We start from the raw sequence: 17465 nt of genomic DNA, 5'->3' as shown, positions 1-17465 counted from the left end.
CTGAACCGGCGGCCCTAGCTTAGGATCGCCCGAAGACGGTGCGAACCCCGAAAAGAACGAGAATCAGGACCATGAAGGCGATGAAATAGGCGAGCAGCGTTCCAGCCTGCAGATTCATGAAATGCGACCAGCTGGATTCCAGCTGCCATACGGCCCGGTCGCCATAAGTTGTCTCCACCGCCGGCGCGCCGCGGAAATAGCCCCGCAAAAAGCCGCCAAGGGCAAACAGCACCAGCGCCAATAGCGTCATAGAACCAATCTGCGTGCCCCGGCGCATGATCAGCGATGCGACCAGCACCGAGCCGAAGGCGATGACCAGCGCGATCATGTCGCCATTGAGAAATGTCGCCCTGAAAATCCCCGCCACATCATTGATAATCGTTTCAAGCATGTCCCCTCCACTTCATGTCTTGCCCGCCTCCAACACCTCAGTCAGCGGACGGTTGCGTCATGGTTAATCAATATTAACGGATTCCTGTGCGCCTCGCCAGCCATGACCCCGGACCGAATCTTCGAAGTTTTTCAAGGCGCAAAAGAAAACCCCGCCGCGGCAGGGCCGGGCGGGGTTTTTGGATCGGCGAGAAATCCTAGTGGAATTCCGCAGCGTCTTTGTCGAAACGCGGCAGTTCGTTGAACTGGTGGAAGGGCGGCGGGGACGGCAGCGTCCATTCCAGCGTTGTTGCGCCTTCGCCCCACGGATTGGCCGGGGCTTTTCTCCGGTAGATGAAGAACGCGTCGATCATGGCGACGAGGAAGACAGCCATCCCGACAAGGGTGACGGCGTAGCCCAGAGACGAAATCCCGTGCCAGAATGCGAAGGCTTCCGGATAGTCGATGTAACGGCGCGGCATGCCTTGCAGACCGAGGAAATGCTGCGGGAAGAAGATCATGTTGACGCCGATGAACATGACCCAGAAATGCAGCTGGCCCAGGACTTCGCGGTACATCTTGCCGGTCATTTTCGGGAACCAGTAATACCAGCCCGCAAAGATGCCGAACACAGCGCCCAGCGACAGCACATAATGGAAGTGCGCGACCACGTAATAGGTGTCGTGCATATAGTGGTCGATGCCGGCATTGGCGAGCAGAACGCCGGTCACGCCGCCGACGGTGAACAGGAAGATGAAGCCGATCGCCCAGACCATCGGCGTCTTGAACTGGATCGAGCCGCCCCACATGGTCGCGATCCACGAGAATATCTTGATGCCTGTCGGCACCGCGATGACCATGGTCGCCGCCACGAAGTAGGCTTTCATGTTTACCGAAAGGCCGACCGTATACATGTGGTGCGCCCAGACGATGAAGCCGACAAAGCCGATCGCCACCATGGCGTAGGCCATGCCGAGATAGCCGAAGATCGGCTTGCGCGAGAAGGTGGAGACGATGTGCGAGATGATGCCGAAAGCCGGCAGGATGAGAATGTAGACTTCCGGGTGACCGAAGAACCAGAACAGGTGCTGGAACAGGAGCGGATCGCCGCCGCCGGCCGCGTCAAAGAAGGACGTGCCGAAATTGCGGTCGGTCAGAAGCATGGTGATGGCGCCGGCGAGCACCGGCAGCGACAGCACCAGAAGGAACGCCGTCACCAGAACCGCCCAGGCGAAGAGCGGCATCTTGTGCAGCGTCATGCCCGGTGCGCGCATGTTGAAGATGGTGGTGATGAAGTTGATCGCGCCGAGAATTGATGACGCGCCCGCCAGGTGTAACGAGAGGATCAACAAGTCCATCGCCGGTCCGGGGTTCCCGGTGTTTGACGACAAGGGCGGATATAAGACCCACCCCCCGCCGAAGCCGAGATTTGACCCATAGCCGGGCACGAACAGCGACAGCGTGATGAGAATGCCCGATGCGCCGTAAAGCCAGAACGAAATGTTGTTCATGCGCGGGAAGGCCATGTCGGGCGCCCCGATCATGATCGGCACGAACCAGTTGCCGAAACCGCCAATGAGCGCGGGCATCACCATGAAGAAGATCATCATGAGGCCGTGATAGGTGGTCAGCACATTGTAGAAATTATAGGCCGCATCAAGATCGCCGCCGCTGAAGCGGGTCAGGATCGTCACGCCCGGTTCGGCGAGCTCCCAGCGCATGAGGCCGGACATCGCGCCGCCGACAATACCGGCGATGATCGCGAAGATCAGATAAAGCGTGCCAATGTCCTTGTGGTTCGTGGAGAAAAACCAGCGAACGAAAAAGGACGGCTTGTGGTCATGGGCGTCATCATGGGCGCCTTGTGCGTGTGCGTCAGCCATTTATTTAGCCCTTCTCTTATTCAGCAGCGGCGCTGGCACCAGCCTGCGCGAGCTTCACATTGTCATCAACGAACATGGGATCGAGCCCGGCAAGCGCGCGCTGGCTGTCCACCCATGCTTCAAATTTCGGACGGGAGACAACTTCCACCGCGATCGGCATGAAAGAATGTTTGATGCCGCAAATTTCCGAGCACTGGCCGTAATAAACGCCTTCCTGTTCGGCGCGGAACCAGGTTTCGTTGAAACGGCCCGGCACGGCGTCGATCTTGAGCGCGAAATTCGGGAGCGCCCAGGAGTGGATGACGTCTGACGCTGTCGTCGTCACGCGAATGGTTTCGCCGACGGGAATGACAACGCGGTTGTCCACTTCAAGACGATACATGTCCGGCGTGGTCTGGTCCGCCGGCGCCATGTCGGAAAGAAATTCAAAATCGCCATAGTCAGGGTAAGCGTAATTCCATCCCCATTGGCGCCCGGTCACTTTCAACGTCATGGTCGGCGCGAGCACGACTTCTTTTTCGCAACCATCGACAAAACGTTTCGCCATAGGGCAGCCGGAAACATTCTGCGTCGAGCGGCCGCCGCGCAAAATGACGCTGGAGCCAGCCGGCGCCGGTTCGTTCAGCGACACAACGAGATCGCGTTCGCCCCAGCCCTCAACCTTGAAGTCCTGACGGTTTTTCAGGGTGCGCCGTTCAGCGCCCGTATCGACGATCACCTGAAGATGATCCGAACGTTTCACCATACGGCTTTCAGGAAAGTCATTGGCGAAAACAAAATCCACGGTCTGACCGTCGCCGCGCGCCACAACCTGCTTGCCGTCGGGCGTCACCCCTTCCTTGTAAAGAAGCTCGAAGGAAGGCAGCGCGATAATGAGAAGGATCAAGATCGGCACGCCCGTCCAGATCACTTCGACCAGCGTGTTGTGACTGAACTTCTGCGCCGTCGGATTGGCTTTGGAGTTGTAGCGGATCATCACCCAGATCAGGAGCGCCAGCACCAGAAGGCTGATCCCGGTCATGACTGGCATCAAAATACCGTTGTGAAAGAAGTGGACTTCTTCCGCCAGCGCCGACGCCGCCGGCTGCATATCGATACCGCCGGGCTCCGGCAGCGCGTGAGCGGCGGACGCCGCCAAAACGCTCAACCCTGCAAGCCCCGATAGAATTTTTTTCATTGTCGCATCCCGCGCCTGTCGCCGGCCATCAGAACAAGGCCGGCCATCCCAAAACTCGCCGCTTCGATACGCCTGCCCGAGCGCCGAGGTCAAACTTTTCGATCAAGCGATCCGGGCTGCTTATAAGCCGCAGAGAGGCGGCGCGTCATCGCGCTTGGCGCGGAAAAATGGTCGCAGCGCGGCCGCATCCGATCCGGGGCCAAGGGCCTGATTTCAATAGACTTGGGGAAAGCTACCAAAAGGAGCCTGTCCCCCGCGCATCAGCCTCGGTTTGCAGCGCCCGGCGACGCCGGCCCGGATCGCTTTCCCGGGCCTTTCGCCAACCCCTTCGATTGCGTCGCCTTTATCATTGCGGCGCAACAGCCGGGAGCCTACATCTTCGGGCATGAGCAATTCCTATTTTTTCTCCCGCACCGACCTTGACCGCGACCGCACCCAATCGATCCTCGATGACGCCCTCAAAGGCGCCGATGATGGCGAGCTGTATCTCGAATACGGCCAGTCCGAAGCGTTCGTTTTTGACGACAACCGGCTGAAAACCGCCAATTTCGACGTGAATCAGGGCTTCGGCCTGCGCGCGGTCTGTGGCGAATCAACGGGTTACGCCCACGCCTCCGAGCTTTCCGAAGCCGCGCTGAAGCGCGCGGCGGGCGCGGTGCAGGCGGTGAAATCCGGCCAGAGCGGCGCGCTGGCGGATGGGCCGTCGCGCACCAACGCCAAGCTTTATCCCGATGAGAACCCGCTTGGCGCCGAGAGCTTTGAGGAAAAGGCCAAGCTCCTCGCCGACATCAATGAATACGCCCGCGCCAAAGACCCCCGCGTCCGTCAGGTTTCCTGCTCTCTGTCGGGGTCCTGGGAAGCGGTTGAGATTATTCGTCCCGGAGGCGAAATTATCCGCGATTTCCGGCCTCTAGTGCGTCTCAACGTCTCCGTCACCGCCGGCGAAGGCGACCGTCAGGAATCCGGCAGCTATGGCGCCGGCGGCCGCGAAGGCTATGCCCGCTTCATCACACCCGACGCCTGGCAGTCCCAGGTGGATGAGGCTTTGCGTCAGGCCCTCGTCAATTTGCAGGCCGAGGCCGCGCCGGCCGGAGAAATGGAAGTCGTTTTGGGGCCGGGCTGGACCGGCGTACTGTTGCATGAAGCGGTCGGACACGGGCTTGAAGGCGATTTCAACCGCAAGGGCACGTCCGCCTTCGCCGGCCGGATCGGCGAACGCGTCGCCGCGCCCGGCGTCACCGTGGTCGACGACGGCACGATTGCAGGACGCCGCGGCTCCCTCACCGTCGATGATGAAGGCACGCCGACCTCGCGCACCACGCTGATCGAGGACGGCATCCTCAAAGGGTATCTGCAGGACCGCCTCAATGCGCGCCTGATGGGCGCGAAAGCCACCGGCAACGGACGGCGCGAAAGCTTCGCCCACCAGCCCATGCCGCGCATGACCAACACGATGATGCTCGCCGGCGACAAGGACCCGGAAGAAATCCTGCGCAGCGTGAAGGACGGCATTTACGCGGTGAATTTCTCCGGCGGTCAGGTGGACATCACCTCAGGCAAATTTGTTTTCAACTGCACCGAGGCCTATCGCGTCAAAGACGGCAAGGTCGGCGCGCCGATCAAGAACGCCGCGCTGATCGGCGACGGGCCGAGCGTTCTCACCAAAGTGTCGATGATCGGCAATGACTTCAAACTCGATCCCGGCGTCGGCGTTTGCGGCAAGGCGGGACAGGGCGTGCCTGTTGGCGTCGGCCAGCCGACCATCAAGGTCGACCGCCTCACCGTCGGCGGCGCGGGTGCATAGCCAGATCAAGGGCTAAATCCTTGATCCAAGTTTTGGCAGTCGCGCCTGACAAGCGAAAAACCGGATGCCGTTTTTTCGCCGGGCGCTTTCAGGCCGTCGCCTGCCAGACGATGTTCGACAGAATGGTGACCAGGATTGAAAACAGCACTGTCATATAAAGAACGCCGGACATCAGCGCAGTCCAGATTGTCTTGATCCAGCTGCGTCCATAAGCGCGTTTCAACACAGCAAAGTAGTAAATCGGCAGCGCAATCGCGGCGGCGGCGCCCATATAGGGCGCGCCGAATTGCGCCAGTATGAGGCTCAGGCCGATCGCCGCAAAACCTGCTGCATGCGTATAGAACGACAGCACCAGATGGTCGAACAGCAAAATTCCGCGCCTTAAAAACATCCCGAGAATGAGCGCCAGAACCGGCGTCATGAAAAACAGAACCCGCGGCAACCAATCGTTGAAACTGTCATTGAATTCGCGCGGATTGGTGACGGCCCAGTTGATCCCTTTAAAAACCCGGCCGACGACTTCACCGGCCTGCTCGCGCTCAGTTTCGATCCCCTCATCTTCCCCGACAGCGACATCTTCGGAGGCGTCGATGACCTCTTGTGCATCATCGCGCACATCGCCGAGGCAAGCATTGATCCGCTCTCTGTCGATGCGGAGATTCTTTTCCTTTACGAAAAATCGAAGCTGGCTCTGAAAGCTGCATTTGCCAGTCCTCGCTTCCTCGCTAAGCTCAACGCCCGCCTCTTCCGCCGACGTGATGGCCGATTGAAGTTGCTCCGGGTCCGAGTCCCGGAATTTAACCTCCACGCCGACAAACAGCGTGTTGGTGAGGCCGATGGTTAGAAAAAACAGAAAACTGATGACGAGGAACAAGCGCACGGGCGGTGTGAAGCGCGACCGCCTGCCATGGGCGTAATCCTTCGGCACCCGTCCCGGCGAGACCGCCAGAAGCCCGAGCGTGCGCCACATGCGCGAATCGAACCCGAAGGTGTCGCGCAGGAAGTCCCGCGCCAGCACAAAAGAGCTGCGGCGGAGATCGTCGTTTTTCTGTCCGCAGGAAGAACAATACGCCCCGCGCGCATCGCCGCCGCAGGAAATACAGGCCGCGCCGGCGGCTATGGCCGCTTCCGTCAGCCCGCTTGGCCCGGGCAAACCGCCGTCGCCTCCGCCGGCGTCGCCGTCGTCAATGTCGTCTATTTCGCTCATGCCCCTCGCCCTCTCCGCGCCAGCTTATCAACTATCGCCCCGTGTGAGAAGCAACGCCCGGACTGTCACGTCCTTTCAAACCCGGTAGTATGGCGGTGATGACAGAATTTGTGACGCGTTTCGCCCCATCCCCGACGGGGCTTCTTCACCTCGGCCACGCCTTTTCCGCGTTGACCGCTTACAATGCGGCGCGCGAAGCCGGTGGGCGGTTTCTGTTGCGCATTGAAGATATCGACCGCACCCGCTGCAAACCGGAATTCGAAAACGCCATCTACGAAGACCTCGCCTGGCTTGGCCTTGAATGGGAAACGCCTGTGCGCCGTCAGTCGGATCATTTCGATGATTATGCGGCAACGCTTGCCCAACTTCAGGAAAAAGGTCTCGTCTATCGCTGTTTCAAAACGCGGAAAGAAATTCTCGACGAGATCGCACGCGCGCCGCATCTATCCCCCGAAGGACCTGAAGGCCCGCAATATAAAGGCGCGCCGCTCCCTGAAGAGGAGGAACAAGATCGTCTGGAACAGGGCGAGGCTTTTGCGTGGCGGCTCGACATGGAGCGCGCCATAAACGCCGCCCAAGAAAGCAGCGGCGCGTTGACAGTCACACTCTGCAACGATGGCGGCGAAATCAGCGAAACAACAGCAACGCCGGAAATTTTCGGCGATGTCATTGTCGCCCGTAAAGACAACGGCACGAGTTATCACCTCGCCTCGGTGCATGATGACGCGCTGCAGGGCGTCACTCATGTGATCCGCGGCGAGGATCTTTGCTCAGCGGCGCATCTGCACCGGCTTTTGCAGGTTCTGCTCGGGTACCCGGCGCCGATCTATCACCATCATCCTTTGTTGACGGATGAAAGCGGCCGCCGCCTCGCCAAACGCGACAAGGCGGCGACAATAAGGGCGCTGCGCGAACGCGGCGCAACGCCCAGTGATGTCATCAGCATGCTGAAGCTTGCGCCTCGCTAACCGTTGAGCGTCGACGCCGAGGTTTCGGGATAGCGCGCGCCCGCAACTGCATCAGGCGGCACCGCCTTTTCAATCGCAGCGATGTCGTCTGCGAAGAGCGACACATTCAGCGCGGCCAGATTTTCTTCCAGACGCGACAGTTTTTTGGTGCCTGGAATAGGGATGATGTCATCGCCTTTGGCCAGCACCCAGGCGAGCGCAATCTGCGCAAGGCTGGCGCCTTTCACCTCCGCAATTTCCGCCAGTTGATCCACCAGCGCCACGTTCTTTTCAAGCGTATCCGCCTGAAAGCGCGGGCTCATGGCCGTGCGGAAATCCTGTCCGGAAAAATCCTCCGGCTTGCGATAGGCACCGGTCAGGATGCCGCGTCCCAACGGCGAATAAGCGACAAAGGCCGCGCCAAGTTCGCGACAGGCGGGGATGATTTCCGCCTCCATGTCGCGCGTCATGATTGAATATTCCGACTGCACCGCCGCGATGGGATGGATGGCGTCGGCTTTCTTCAGCGTATCGGCGCTCACCTCGGAAAGGCCGATGGCGCGCACCTTGCCGGCCTTTACGAGATCCGCCATGGCGCCGACGGAGTCTTCAATGGGAACCGACGGGTCGCGCCGGTGCATGTAATAGAGATCGATCACATCGACGCCGAGCCGCTTTAACGAAGCGTCACAAGCCTGTTTGATATAGGCCGGATCATTCGACAGCCCCGTAAACTCGCCATTATCGCCGCGCTGAATGGCGAATTTCGTCGCGATGACGACATCGCCGCGGTGTTTTTTCAGGAATCCCGAAAGCTGCTTTTCATTGCGGCCGGCGCCATACATATCCGCCGTATCGAAAAAGTTGACGCCGCGCGCCAACGCTTCCTCCAAAAGCTCTTCAGCCGCGCTTTCGGACAAACCTTCTCCATAAAATTCTGCAAGCCCCATACAGCCGAAACCAAGCCGCGAGACTTCTAGGCCCGACCGGCCCAAAGACGTCGTGCGCATATGCGCCTCCTAAAAATTTTCTGAAAACGGCGCAGGATGGCGCCGACTTCGCCACTATGGCGTAAAACTGCGCGCCGGATCAATTCTTGAAATTGGGCGCCGCCGTTCCTATGTGTGCGCCTCCAGGAGATCGGCTGTCAGACGATAACGGCCGGTCATGGGCCAATCGAACAACACATCTTCAAGCTTGGGTCCGGCGCCGATATTGTGCACCACCATGGGCCTTCCCGTCGGGCCGATGCGATCGGTCACAACACCGATATGGGGCAGCCAGCCCTCGTTCCCCCGCAAGTTCCAAGCAACAATATCCCCAGGCAGATAATCCCGTGCATCATCGCTTGGTGAAAGGCGGGCGCCCCTACGCGTTAAAAAGGTTTCTAGATTGGGGACGCGCCGGTGGTCGATATTGGGATCAGGACGCGCAAGGCCCCAATGCGCCGGATAAGCGCTGAAGGCGGCGCGCATGTCTTCATGCACGAGTTTTTGGAGATCAAACTCCAGCGCGCGCAACGCCCGCACGACCACATCGGCGCAAACGCCGCGATCGGGCGCGACATCGCCCATGGGATAAGACAGGCGCACATAAGCGGGGTCATAAGTGACGCGATGGTTCGTGCGCTCAATCGCAGCGGCGGAAAGCCGGGCGCCGATATCCTCCATCTGCGCCGCCGCAGGCGCCGGAAAAAAGAGGCACGCCGCAAGAAATGCGAGAATCGATTTCATGCTCATCATCTGGAGGGGAAAATGCGGCGAGGTCATGGCGCCCATATCCCAGCCCCTCAACATTGTGATGTGACGACGCTTCGCCCCGCTGCCTATACTGAGCCTACCGGACATATTTTGGGGGCTCATGATGAAAGCATTTCTGCTGCTTGCCTTGCGTGCGACCACTGGCGCGCTCCTGATTATCTGGGGCGTCCTCAGAGTGATGACCCCGCAAACGGCCGTCGGCCTTTCGGAAAAATATTATGGCGGCGCGATCAGCGCCGACGCGTTGATCCTTCCCCTCGCTTACGGACAGATCGCGCTCGGTGCGCTTGTCATTCTGGGTTTATTTCGCAGGATCATCTATCCGCTTCAGGCGGTTGTTCTTGTCGGCGGCGCGGCGGCGATCTGGAAATATCTGGCCGATCCGCTGGGCCTTTATCTGTTGACGCCGGAAACAAATAAAATCCTGTTTTTCCCCTCGACCACCGTCGCGGTCGCCTCGCTCATCATCATTTTTTTCAAGGAATATGACCTGATCGCGCTGGACCGGGTGTTAACCAAGGCGTGAGGACGCGCCGGGCTGTGGCGTTTACGCGGTGAAATGCATGGCGCCGGACCCAACAGGGCTTATATCCTTATTGAAGAAGGAGACGCCTTATGTACCCGGAACACCCTTTGCGTGATGAAAGCTCAATGTCGGTTTTCTCGCTGGTCCTGAACATTCTCTGGCTGGCGCTTGGCGGCGCGGTCGCAGCCCTTGGCTGGTTCGTCGCAGCCTTTGTGTTGATGATCACCATCATCGGCCTGCCCTGGGCGCGCGCGGCGTTCGACAATGGCGTCTACACGCTCTGGCCCTTCGGCGCGAAGCCGATCAACCGCGAACTTCTCTATGGAGAAGAAATCGGCACGGGGCCGCTCGGCTTTCTCGGCAATATCATCTGGTTCGTGCTCGCCGGCTGGTGGCTGGCGCTTGGCCATGTGATCGCGGCCTTCTTTCTCGCCATCACGATTATCGGCCTACCCTTCGCCTGGGCGCATTTGAAGCTTGCGGGCTTCGCACTCTGGCCCATCGGCCGCACGCTCGCGCATTCGGAATTCCGCCGCCGGGCTTACTGATTGACTTATCCAAGACGCAAAGGCTTTCTCTCCCGGCGGAGAGAAAGTCATGCACACAATAAGAGCGGCCACCCTTTCAGACGCTGACACGCTTGCGGATTTATGGGCTTCCACTTTCCGGGACGCCTATCATCATCTCCATACGCCGGAAGACATCGACGCTTATTGCGCAGCGAATTACACGCGCGAAGCGGCGGAAAAAGTGCTGAGCAGCGATGAGTATGACTGCTCCCTCGCATTCTCTGACAATAAGCCGTCAGGCTTGCTGGTGATCAACTGGACGCCAAGTCCTCACGACCCCGACGGCGCATCGGCGGAGCTGAAGCAGATTTACATCAGCGCCAGCGTGTATGGAACGGGACTTGGCAAAGCGCTGTTCAAGTATGCGCTCGAAACGCTCGCCAATAGAGATATTGTGTGGATGTGGCTCGCCGTTTCCGACAAAAACCCTCGCGCCAAAGCATTCTATGAAAAGACCGGGTTTGACTATCAGGGCGCCGGACCGGATCTTCATGTCGGAAAAGATGTTCTGACGTCATCAATTCTCGCGCGGAAAGTCAAAGCGGCGTCATAGCCTTGAAATATCGCACGCCGTTTACGATGAGACAGCTTTCATCGCCCCATCAAATTCCTTGATGTCATCGAGGATTGAAGGCCGGGAAACATCATTCAACACAGGTTCCGGATCGCCATTTTCCTGAGCCGCCTCACAGGCTTTTCGCCATTTCATGTCCCAAAGATAAAGTTCGGCGGTAAAAAGCTGCTCCAGAAGAATGCTAATGCTCCATGCAAAGGCGCAATAGACGATAACCAAATACCAGACGCCATCGCTCAAAGTGATTTCGGCCTCATCAACAATATAAAACAGCAAGGCCGGCGGCAGGAAAACAACGGCAGAGGCGATTTCAGTCAGCAAAAAGCCGCTGGCGAATTCGGTGGGATGCGTTCTGGCCACTTGCAGGCCGCGCTTTATTGGCTTTGGCGACGTCTCCCACGCAATGGCTGGAAAAATTAGGAAGGCAACCATGCGCACGCCTTTGTTCAAGGCGTCGAAAAAAGCGCCGGAAAGGGAAAATGATCCGGCGCCGCTTAAGGTTCTCGCCGCGTTCTCCGCGGAAAAAGATTGATCTTCCTCCTCGTTTTTGCGGCTGAACAAAGCAGAGAGCAAGCTCAGCACGAGCCAGATCAACGCCCACAGCATTGTTACATGCAGGGCGCGAAGAACATTGCGGACAGCTATCGTAAAAGACGCAATAAAACTCTTTGGCTCTCCGGCTTCAATTCTGCGAATAAGCTCTAGACGCCAAAAACAGGAGAGCGACAAAGCAAGCGAGAAGCACAAAATAAAGCCGAAAACGACGGCGACTGTCTGAAGGCCGCTCAGCGCGTCCCAGGGAAAGAAAAATTGGAGGTAAAGAATCGAAGGCGCGTAAATGAGCCAGACAAACAGCAATGGCGCCAACAAGGCAGGGTGCATCGCCACGGCCTTTATGGAGCCTTTGAATATGCCCCCGGCGTTTTTCACTCCTTGAAACACCCCTGCCCCCTATCGTTTCGACGCGCCAATAACCCCCGGCGCGATAAAGCTTACTGGCTTCAAGCCACCGCCTTCACATAAAGCTTCACGCCTTCCGCGCGCGTGATCTCCACCACCGCGCCGTCAGCGAAGTTTTCACCGTTTTCGCTTTCCGCCAGCCACAACGTATCGCCAAGGCGCACCTTGCCGGCGCCGTTCGAGAAACCGGCGTCAACGGTGACGCGGCGGCCGACTTTTTGGGCGCCGCGTTCATTGAGCGTCAGATGATCGGCCTGACTCTTGTGCAGCCACGGCTTCACATAAGGCGGCGCTATAATCGACAAGGCGATTGTCACAACGGCGAAGACAATGAGCTGTAACTGCCAGGCGCCGTCCAAAGGACCCAAATCAAAAAAGCCAGAAACGAGCGCGGCGGCGGCCGGCCAGAGAAAATAGGTGGAGCCGGTCATCAGCTCGATCACCAGAAACACGAGCGCCAGCGCCCACCAGTACCAGAACGGCATCGTTGAGAGAAATTCGATCAGACCCTGCATGTAACCCTCCCTTTTGCGGCCGGCGCCCGCCTCGCTTCAGCGACGCGGGCCCCTTGCTCCTTACTGCGTGCTCGGGACCGAACCGGCCGGACGACGCGACGCATTGTTCTCAAACGCTTCCTTGGCGAGCGTGCCGACGCCGGCGATAGTGCCTACAAGCGCGCTCATATCCGCAGGCAGGATAAGCGTTTTTTGTTGCGGCGAGATCGCCAGCTTTTCGAACGCTTTGACGTAATCCTGGGCGACGAAGTAGTTGATCGCCTGCACATCGCCGGCGGCGATGGCCTCCGACACCATACGCGTCGCCTCCGCTTCGGCTTGCGCTTCACGCTCACGCGCTTCAGCATCGCGGAACGCAGCTTCCTTGCGGCCTTCGGCTTCAAGAATCGCCGCCTGCTTTTCACCTTCAGCGCGCAGGACCGCCGATTGCTTTTCACCTTCCGCTGTCAGGATTTCCGCACGCTTCAAACGCTCTGCTTTCATCTGCCGCGCCATGGCTTCGGTGATGTCGGCGGGCGGTTCGAGATCCTTGATTTCGACACGGGTCACCTTCACGCCCCAGGGCTGTGTCGCCGCATCGATGACGCGCAGCAGTCTTTCATTGATGTCATCGCGGTTGGACAGCACTTCATCGAGATCGAGCGAACCGATCACGGTGCGGATATTCGTCATGGAAAGATTCGAAATGGCGCGGGTGAGGTTGTGCACCTCATAGGCCGCAGCCGCGGCGTCCATCACCTGAATAAAGGCGACTGCGTCAGTCGTGACCTGGGCGTTGTCGCGGGTGATGACTTCCTGCGCCGGAATATCTAGCACCTGCTCCATCATGTTCATGCGCCGGCCGATCCGGTCAATGAACGGCGCCAGCACATGCAGGCCCGGCTTGATCGTCTTGGTGTAGCGCCCGAAGCGCTCCACCGTGAACTCATAACCCTGCGGTACGATCTTGACGGTGTTGAACAGTAAAAAAACGGCGAGGACGACCAGCACCGCTACAAATATTTCAAAACCCATATTCGCCTCCCTTATGACCCTCGTGGGCTTTAGATCGTGACGAGCGGATCGTCGCGCCAGTCTTGAAAATCCGATTCTTTCCACTAGCCGCCGAAAAAGTGACGTTTTTACAGGAACTTATACCCAAGACCGGCGCTGAACGCCCCTGAAACAAGGCTGAATGTTCGGTTAATCGGAGGTTAACCGCCCCGGCCGCTCTATCCGCGCGGCCCGGCCCGCGTTAAAATGCCGGCTATGGGTGTGACGTGGAGTTTCGGCCGGGTTTTGGGGGCCGCCGCGATAGCTATGTGCGGCGCGGCGGGCGGCTATTCGCCTGCCTTTGCCGAGACGGCCATCCCGCCTGCCGTCAACACCGGCAAAACCTGGGAAGTTTACAAGAGCGAATGGACCCCCGCGGACGAGGCCGGCTACGCCGCCTTCGTTCACGCCATCGGCATGTCGAACTGCACGTCGATCGACGCCTGCATCAAGGACGAGGCGAACCCCTATCGCTCGCCGGTCGATCCGGACCTGCCGGGCGACTGCGCCGACATGGCGTATATCCTGCGCGCCTATTACGCCTGGAAGAACGGTTTGCCCTTCTCCTATCAGAACGCCATGCGCACGGCGGACCGGTCGCGCCAGGACCTGCGCTATTCGACGGAAGGCAACATCGTCGCCGGGCGCCGACAGATTTTGAACCACGTTCCGAACGCGCCGTCCTTCATCGCGCGCATCGGCGGCGAAGTCTCCACCGCCATGTTTCGCACCGACCCCATGGCCGGCGGCGGCAAAAGTCACGATGACTTCTATCCGGTGAAAATCGAACGCGGCGCAGTGAAGCCCGGCGTGCTCGCCTATGACATCTACGGCCATGTGGGCATCGTCTATGACGTTCTCGATGATGGCCGCGTGCTCGTTGTCGCCTCGCATCCGGACAACTCCGTGACGCGCACCGCCTATGGTCCGAATTTTATGCGGTCGAAACCGGCGCTTGGAGCGGGCCTTAAAGCCTGGCGGCCCATTCACGTCGAAGGCGCCAGAATCGACAAGGACGGATCACTCCATGGCGGCAGGCTCCGCGCAGCGGCGAATGAAGAAATCGCTGACTTTTCCATGGAGCAGTATTTCGGAAATCAGCCGCATCCCTCCGGCGTCTGGCATTACGGCGAGTTCAAATATAAAGGCCGTACACTGAAATATTACGATTATGTGCGCCGCAAACTCGCGGCGCCGGATTTCGCTTACGATCCCGTCGAGGAGCTTCGCTTCGGTCTTGAAACCATCTGCGGCGCCTTGAAGGCGCGCAAGGTCGCCGTCGACGCCGCCTATACATCGCGCCTTCATCTGAAGCCGCACCCGAAAAAACTGCCGCCGAATATTTTCGGCACCTATGGCGAGTGGGAAGAGTATTCAACGCCGTCCCGCGATGCGCGCCTCAAGGTCAGTTTCATCGAACTGCGCCGCAATATGCAGCATCTGGTTGAAGACGTCGAAGCGGGCGAACCAGGCGTCGCCTATCATGGCGACAATCTGGCTGCGGATCTGGTCGACGCCTTCGAAGAAGAAAAAAACGCCTGCACCTTCACCTACTGGCGGTCGGACGCCACGCGGGTGCGCCTCAATCTGGCGCACGCCATGGAGCGCTTGTGGGATTTGTCTTTCGATCCTTATCACTGTCCGGAACGGCGCTGGGGCGCTGACGGGGCGGAACTTGAAACCTGCACGGACGACGGCGTTAAATCGCAATGGTACAATGCGCAGCGGTTCCTGCGCTTCCAGGCGGAGCGGACCTATGATGTGCGCATGGATTTCGCGCTTCATGAGCTGAAGCCGCCCATGATGGCCGCACCGGAAGAAGGCGGCCTCGGCGTCGAAGCGCCGGCGGACGCAGATATCCGCGGCTATCTTTACCGGCTCGGCGCGCCGCTGGTCGCCAATTATGAGGGCGATGGCGCTTTTGTTCCCGTGAGCTATGACGAAGGCGAAGAGAGCGTCTTTCTGCCGCGCTGGCACCAGCGCCTATCCGGCAGGCCGCACTAGCCAATCCGGTAGCAATCGCCTCCTGGCGCGCCTATATTGCATCCACAGGCAAGATCATAATGCATTTCAGGAGCGCTCCCCATGGACGCCTTAGTTTTCCTACTTATTCCCATCGGCCTTGGCGTAACGGCCGTTATTCTTGGGATCGGCATATACTCCCTCGCCAAGGGCGGGACCTTCGCCAAGGAAAACTCCAACAAGCTGATGCGGATGCGCATAATGGCGCAGGCCGTCACCATCGCCCTGATGATGTTGTTCCTCTGGCTGATCGGCAAAGGCTCTTGAGGCTGGCGGACGGCTTGTTTTTTGCGGCTTTCGCCCGCTGATGGAACTCTCTGGATTGTGGCGCCTTTGACCGTTGAAAGCTTGAAGGCCCGCGACTATGGTCCGCGCGACCCAAGCGCCCCCGGCCCGGCCGGACGGCCGTTCCCCAACCGCCCGCAGGAGCAGAAGAGATGAAAGTTCTCGTGCCCGTGAAACGCGTGATCGACTACAACGTCAAAGTACGCGTGAAATCGGACCAGACCGGCGTCGACCTCGCCAATGTGAAAATGTCCATGAACCCGTTCGACGAAATCGCCGTCGAGGAAGCGGTTCGCCTGAAGGAAGCCGGCACGGCGGAAGAGATCGTCGCCATCTCCATCGGCCCCGAAAAAGCCCAGGACCAGTTGCGCCAGGCGCTCGCCATGGGCGCGGACCGGGCGATCCTGATCAAAACAGAAGAAACCGTCGAGCCGCTTGGCGTGGCGAAACTCCTGAAAGCGGTCGTGGAAGAAGAAAAACCGGAGCTTGTCATTCTCGGCAAGCAGGCGATCGACGATGATTCCAACCAGACGGGCCAGATGTTGGCTGCGCTTCTTGGCTGGGCCCAGGGCACTTTCGCATCAGAAGTGAAAATCGCGGACGGCAAGGCCAATGTCACGCGCGAGATCGACGGCGGCCTGCAGACGATTGCAATAAATCTTCCCGCCATTGTCACCACCGACCTTCGCCTCAACGAGCCGCGTTACGCCTCGCTGCCGAACATCATGAAAGCGAAGAAGAAGCCGCTCGACGCAAAAGAAGTCGGCGATTACGGCGTCGACATCGCGCCGCGTCTTGAAACGGTGAAAGTCACCGAGCCGCCGAAACGCGAAGCCGGCGTAAAAGTCGCCGATGTCGCCGAGCTTGTATCGAAACTGAAAAATGAAGCGGGAGTGATCTGATGGCGGTTCTCGTTGTTGCAGACGTTCACGGAAACTCGATTGACGAGTCCACCCACAAAACCGTCACCGCGGCCAAGGCCATTGGCGGCGATGTCGATATCCTCGTCGCCGGATCGGGCGCGGGCGACGCCGCCGCAGCGGCCTCGAAAATCGACGGCGTCAGAAAAGTGCTCCATGCCGATGGCGAGCAATACGCCCACCGCCTTGCCGAGCCTTTCGCCGATCTCATTGTGTCGGTCGCGGGCGATTATGACGCGATCCTGAAATCGGCCGCCACGACAGGCAAGAACGTCATGCCGCGCGTCGCCGCGCTGCTGGACGTCATGCAGATTTCGGAAATCGTCGCGGTCGAGGCGCCGGACACTTTCGTGCGTCCGATCTACGCCGGCAACGCCATGCAAACGGTGAAGTCGTCGGACCCCAAGAAAGTCATCACCGTGCGCGCGACATCGTTCAACGCCGCAGGCGAAGGCGGTTCGGCTGAAGTTGTGAGCCTCGATGCGGCGGGCGATCCGGGCCTGTCGTCATTCGTAGGCGAAGAGCTGACGAAGTCCGAGCGCCCGGAACTCACCGGCGCCAAGATCGTCATCTCCGGCGGGCGCGCCCTCGGCTCTTACGAGAATTTCGAGAAATACATTTTCCCGGTCGCCGACAAGCTCGGCGCCGCCGTCGGCGCCTCACGCGCCGCCGTCGATGCGGGTTATGTCCCGAACGATTATCAGGTCGGACAAACCGGCAAGGTCGTCGCGCCGGAGCTTTACATCGCGGTCGGCATTTCCGGCGCGATCCAGCACCTTGCGGGCATGAAGGACTCCAAAGTCATCGTCGCCATCAACAAGGACGAAGAGGCGCCGATCTTCCAGGTCGCCGATTACGGCTTGGTGGCGGACCTCTTCAAAGCGCTGCCGGAATTAAACGACGCGCTCTAAGCGA

General features: G+C 59.3%; 18 protein-coding genes. 9 read left to right on the top strand and 9 right to left on the bottom strand.

Annotated elements, in window-relative coordinates:
* Positions 1 to 19: 19 nt before the first annotated feature.
* The 3 genes from ACFC5L_RS04630 to ACFC5L_RS04620 form a co-directional block, all read right to left on the bottom strand.
* Positions 20 to 391, bottom strand: a complete 372-nt coding sequence (locus ACFC5L_RS04630) for a hypothetical protein (RefSeq protein WP_375201450.1) — start codon at positions 389 to 391, stop codon at positions 20 to 22.
* A 196-nt stretch (positions 392 to 587) separates the two neighbouring features.
* Complete coding sequence (ctaD, locus tag ACFC5L_RS04625; RefSeq protein WP_375201451.1) at positions 588 to 2252, bottom strand: cytochrome c oxidase subunit I; 1665 nt, start codon at positions 2250 to 2252, stop codon at positions 588 to 590.
* Positions 2253 to 2268: 16 nt separating this feature from the next.
* A complete protein-coding gene (locus tag ACFC5L_RS04620; protein WP_375201452.1) occupies positions 2269 to 3429 on the bottom strand; it encodes a cytochrome c oxidase subunit II in 1161 nt (386 codons plus the stop codon).
* Between the two features lie 385 nt (positions 3430 to 3814).
* Between ACFC5L_RS04620 and tldD the strand changes: the two genes are divergently transcribed.
* Positions 3815 to 5233, top strand: a complete 1419-nt coding sequence (gene tldD / locus ACFC5L_RS04615; protein WP_375201453.1) for a metalloprotease TldD — start codon at positions 3815 to 3817, stop codon at positions 5231 to 5233.
* A gap of 88 nt (positions 5234 to 5321) precedes the next feature.
* Here the strand turns inward: tldD and ACFC5L_RS04610 are convergent, their stop codons facing one another.
* Positions 5322 to 6440, bottom strand: a complete 1119-nt coding sequence (locus tag ACFC5L_RS04610; RefSeq protein WP_375201454.1) for a DUF3667 domain-containing protein — start codon at positions 6438 to 6440, stop codon at positions 5322 to 5324.
* Positions 6441 to 6538: 98 nt separating this feature from the next.
* Between ACFC5L_RS04610 and gluQRS the strand changes: the two genes are divergently transcribed.
* Entirely contained in the window at positions 6539 to 7408 is an 870-nt protein-coding gene (gluQRS, locus tag ACFC5L_RS04605; RefSeq protein ID WP_375201455.1) for a tRNA glutamyl-Q(34) synthetase GluQRS, read from the top strand.
* Here gluQRS and ACFC5L_RS04600 read toward each other — a convergent pair.
* Both ACFC5L_RS04600 and ACFC5L_RS04595 read right to left on the bottom strand, forming a co-directional pair.
* Positions 7405 to 8397, bottom strand: coding sequence for an aldo/keto reductase (locus ACFC5L_RS04600; protein ID WP_375201456.1), 993 nt, complete (start codon positions 8395 to 8397; stop codon positions 7405 to 7407). The genes gluQRS and ACFC5L_RS04600 overlap by 4 nt on opposite strands.
* 108 nt (positions 8398 to 8505) lie before the next feature.
* The gene (locus ACFC5L_RS04595; RefSeq protein WP_375201457.1) at positions 8506 to 9165 is read right to left on the bottom strand and encodes a DUF1287 domain-containing protein; all 660 of its coding nucleotides are present in this window, start codon (positions 9163 to 9165) and stop codon (positions 8506 to 8508) included.
* 82 nt (positions 9166 to 9247) lie between these two features.
* On the opposite strand from ACFC5L_RS04595, the gene ACFC5L_RS04590 reads away from it, so the two are divergent.
* The 3 genes from ACFC5L_RS04590 (at position 9248) to ACFC5L_RS04580 (ending at position 10795) form a co-directional block, all read left to right on the top strand.
* Complete coding sequence (locus ACFC5L_RS04590) at positions 9248 to 9673, top strand: hypothetical protein (protein ID WP_375201458.1); 426 nt, start codon at positions 9248 to 9250, stop codon at positions 9671 to 9673.
* A 125-nt stretch (positions 9674 to 9798) separates the two neighbouring features.
* Complete coding sequence (locus ACFC5L_RS04585; RefSeq protein WP_375202346.1) at positions 9799 to 10221, top strand: YccF domain-containing protein; 423 nt, start codon at positions 9799 to 9801, stop codon at positions 10219 to 10221.
* A 49-nt stretch (positions 10222 to 10270) separates the two neighbouring features.
* The gene (locus ACFC5L_RS04580) at positions 10271 to 10795 is read left to right on the top strand and encodes a GNAT family N-acetyltransferase (RefSeq protein WP_375201459.1); all 525 of its coding nucleotides are present in this window, start codon (positions 10271 to 10273) and stop codon (positions 10793 to 10795) included.
* A 21-nt stretch (positions 10796 to 10816) separates the two neighbouring features.
* Here ACFC5L_RS04580 and ACFC5L_RS04575 read toward each other — a convergent pair whose 3' ends face one another.
* The 3 genes from ACFC5L_RS04575 to ACFC5L_RS04565 all read right to left on the bottom strand — a co-directional run bounded on the left by ACFC5L_RS04575 (position 10817) and on the right by ACFC5L_RS04565 (position 13305).
* Complete coding sequence (locus ACFC5L_RS04575; protein WP_375201460.1) at positions 10817 to 11266, bottom strand: hypothetical protein; 450 nt, start codon at positions 11264 to 11266, stop codon at positions 10817 to 10819.
* 551 nt (positions 11267 to 11817) lie between these two features.
* Complete coding sequence (locus tag ACFC5L_RS04570; protein WP_375201461.1) at positions 11818 to 12291, bottom strand: NfeD family protein; 474 nt, start codon at positions 12289 to 12291, stop codon at positions 11818 to 11820.
* A 60-nt stretch (positions 12292 to 12351) separates the two neighbouring features.
* Positions 12352 to 13305, bottom strand: a complete 954-nt coding sequence (locus tag ACFC5L_RS04565; protein ID WP_375201462.1) for an SPFH domain-containing protein — start codon at positions 13303 to 13305, stop codon at positions 12352 to 12354.
* Between the two features lie 225 nt (positions 13306 to 13530).
* Between ACFC5L_RS04565 and ACFC5L_RS04560 the strand changes: the two genes are divergently transcribed.
* The 4 genes from ACFC5L_RS04560 (at position 13531) to ACFC5L_RS04545 (ending at position 17461) form a co-directional block, all read left to right on the top strand.
* Positions 13531 to 15327, top strand: a complete 1797-nt coding sequence (locus ACFC5L_RS04560) for a hypothetical protein (protein WP_375201463.1) — start codon at positions 13531 to 13533, stop codon at positions 15325 to 15327.
* Positions 15328 to 15408: 81 nt separating this feature from the next.
* On the top strand, positions 15409 to 15612 hold the full coding sequence (locus ACFC5L_RS04555; protein ID WP_375201464.1) for a twin transmembrane helix small protein: 204 nt from the start codon (positions 15409 to 15411) through the stop codon (positions 15610 to 15612).
* 170 nt (positions 15613 to 15782) lie between these two features.
* A complete protein-coding gene (locus tag ACFC5L_RS04550; RefSeq protein ID WP_375201465.1) occupies positions 15783 to 16532 on the top strand; it encodes an electron transfer flavoprotein subunit beta/FixA family protein in 750 nt (249 codons plus the stop codon).
* Entirely contained in the window at positions 16532 to 17461 is a 930-nt protein-coding gene (locus ACFC5L_RS04545; RefSeq protein WP_375201466.1) for an electron transfer flavoprotein subunit alpha/FixB family protein, read from the top strand. Before ACFC5L_RS04550 ends, ACFC5L_RS04545 begins: the two co-directional genes overlap by 1 nt.
* Positions 17462 to 17465: the final 4 nt, after the last annotated feature.

It is taken from the genome of Hyphococcus sp. (assembly GCF_041986965.1).
Taxonomy (GTDB): domain Bacteria; phylum Pseudomonadota; class Alphaproteobacteria; order Caulobacterales; family Parvularculaceae; genus Hyphococcus.
This window is presented reverse-complemented; position numbering and strand designations above follow the sequence as displayed.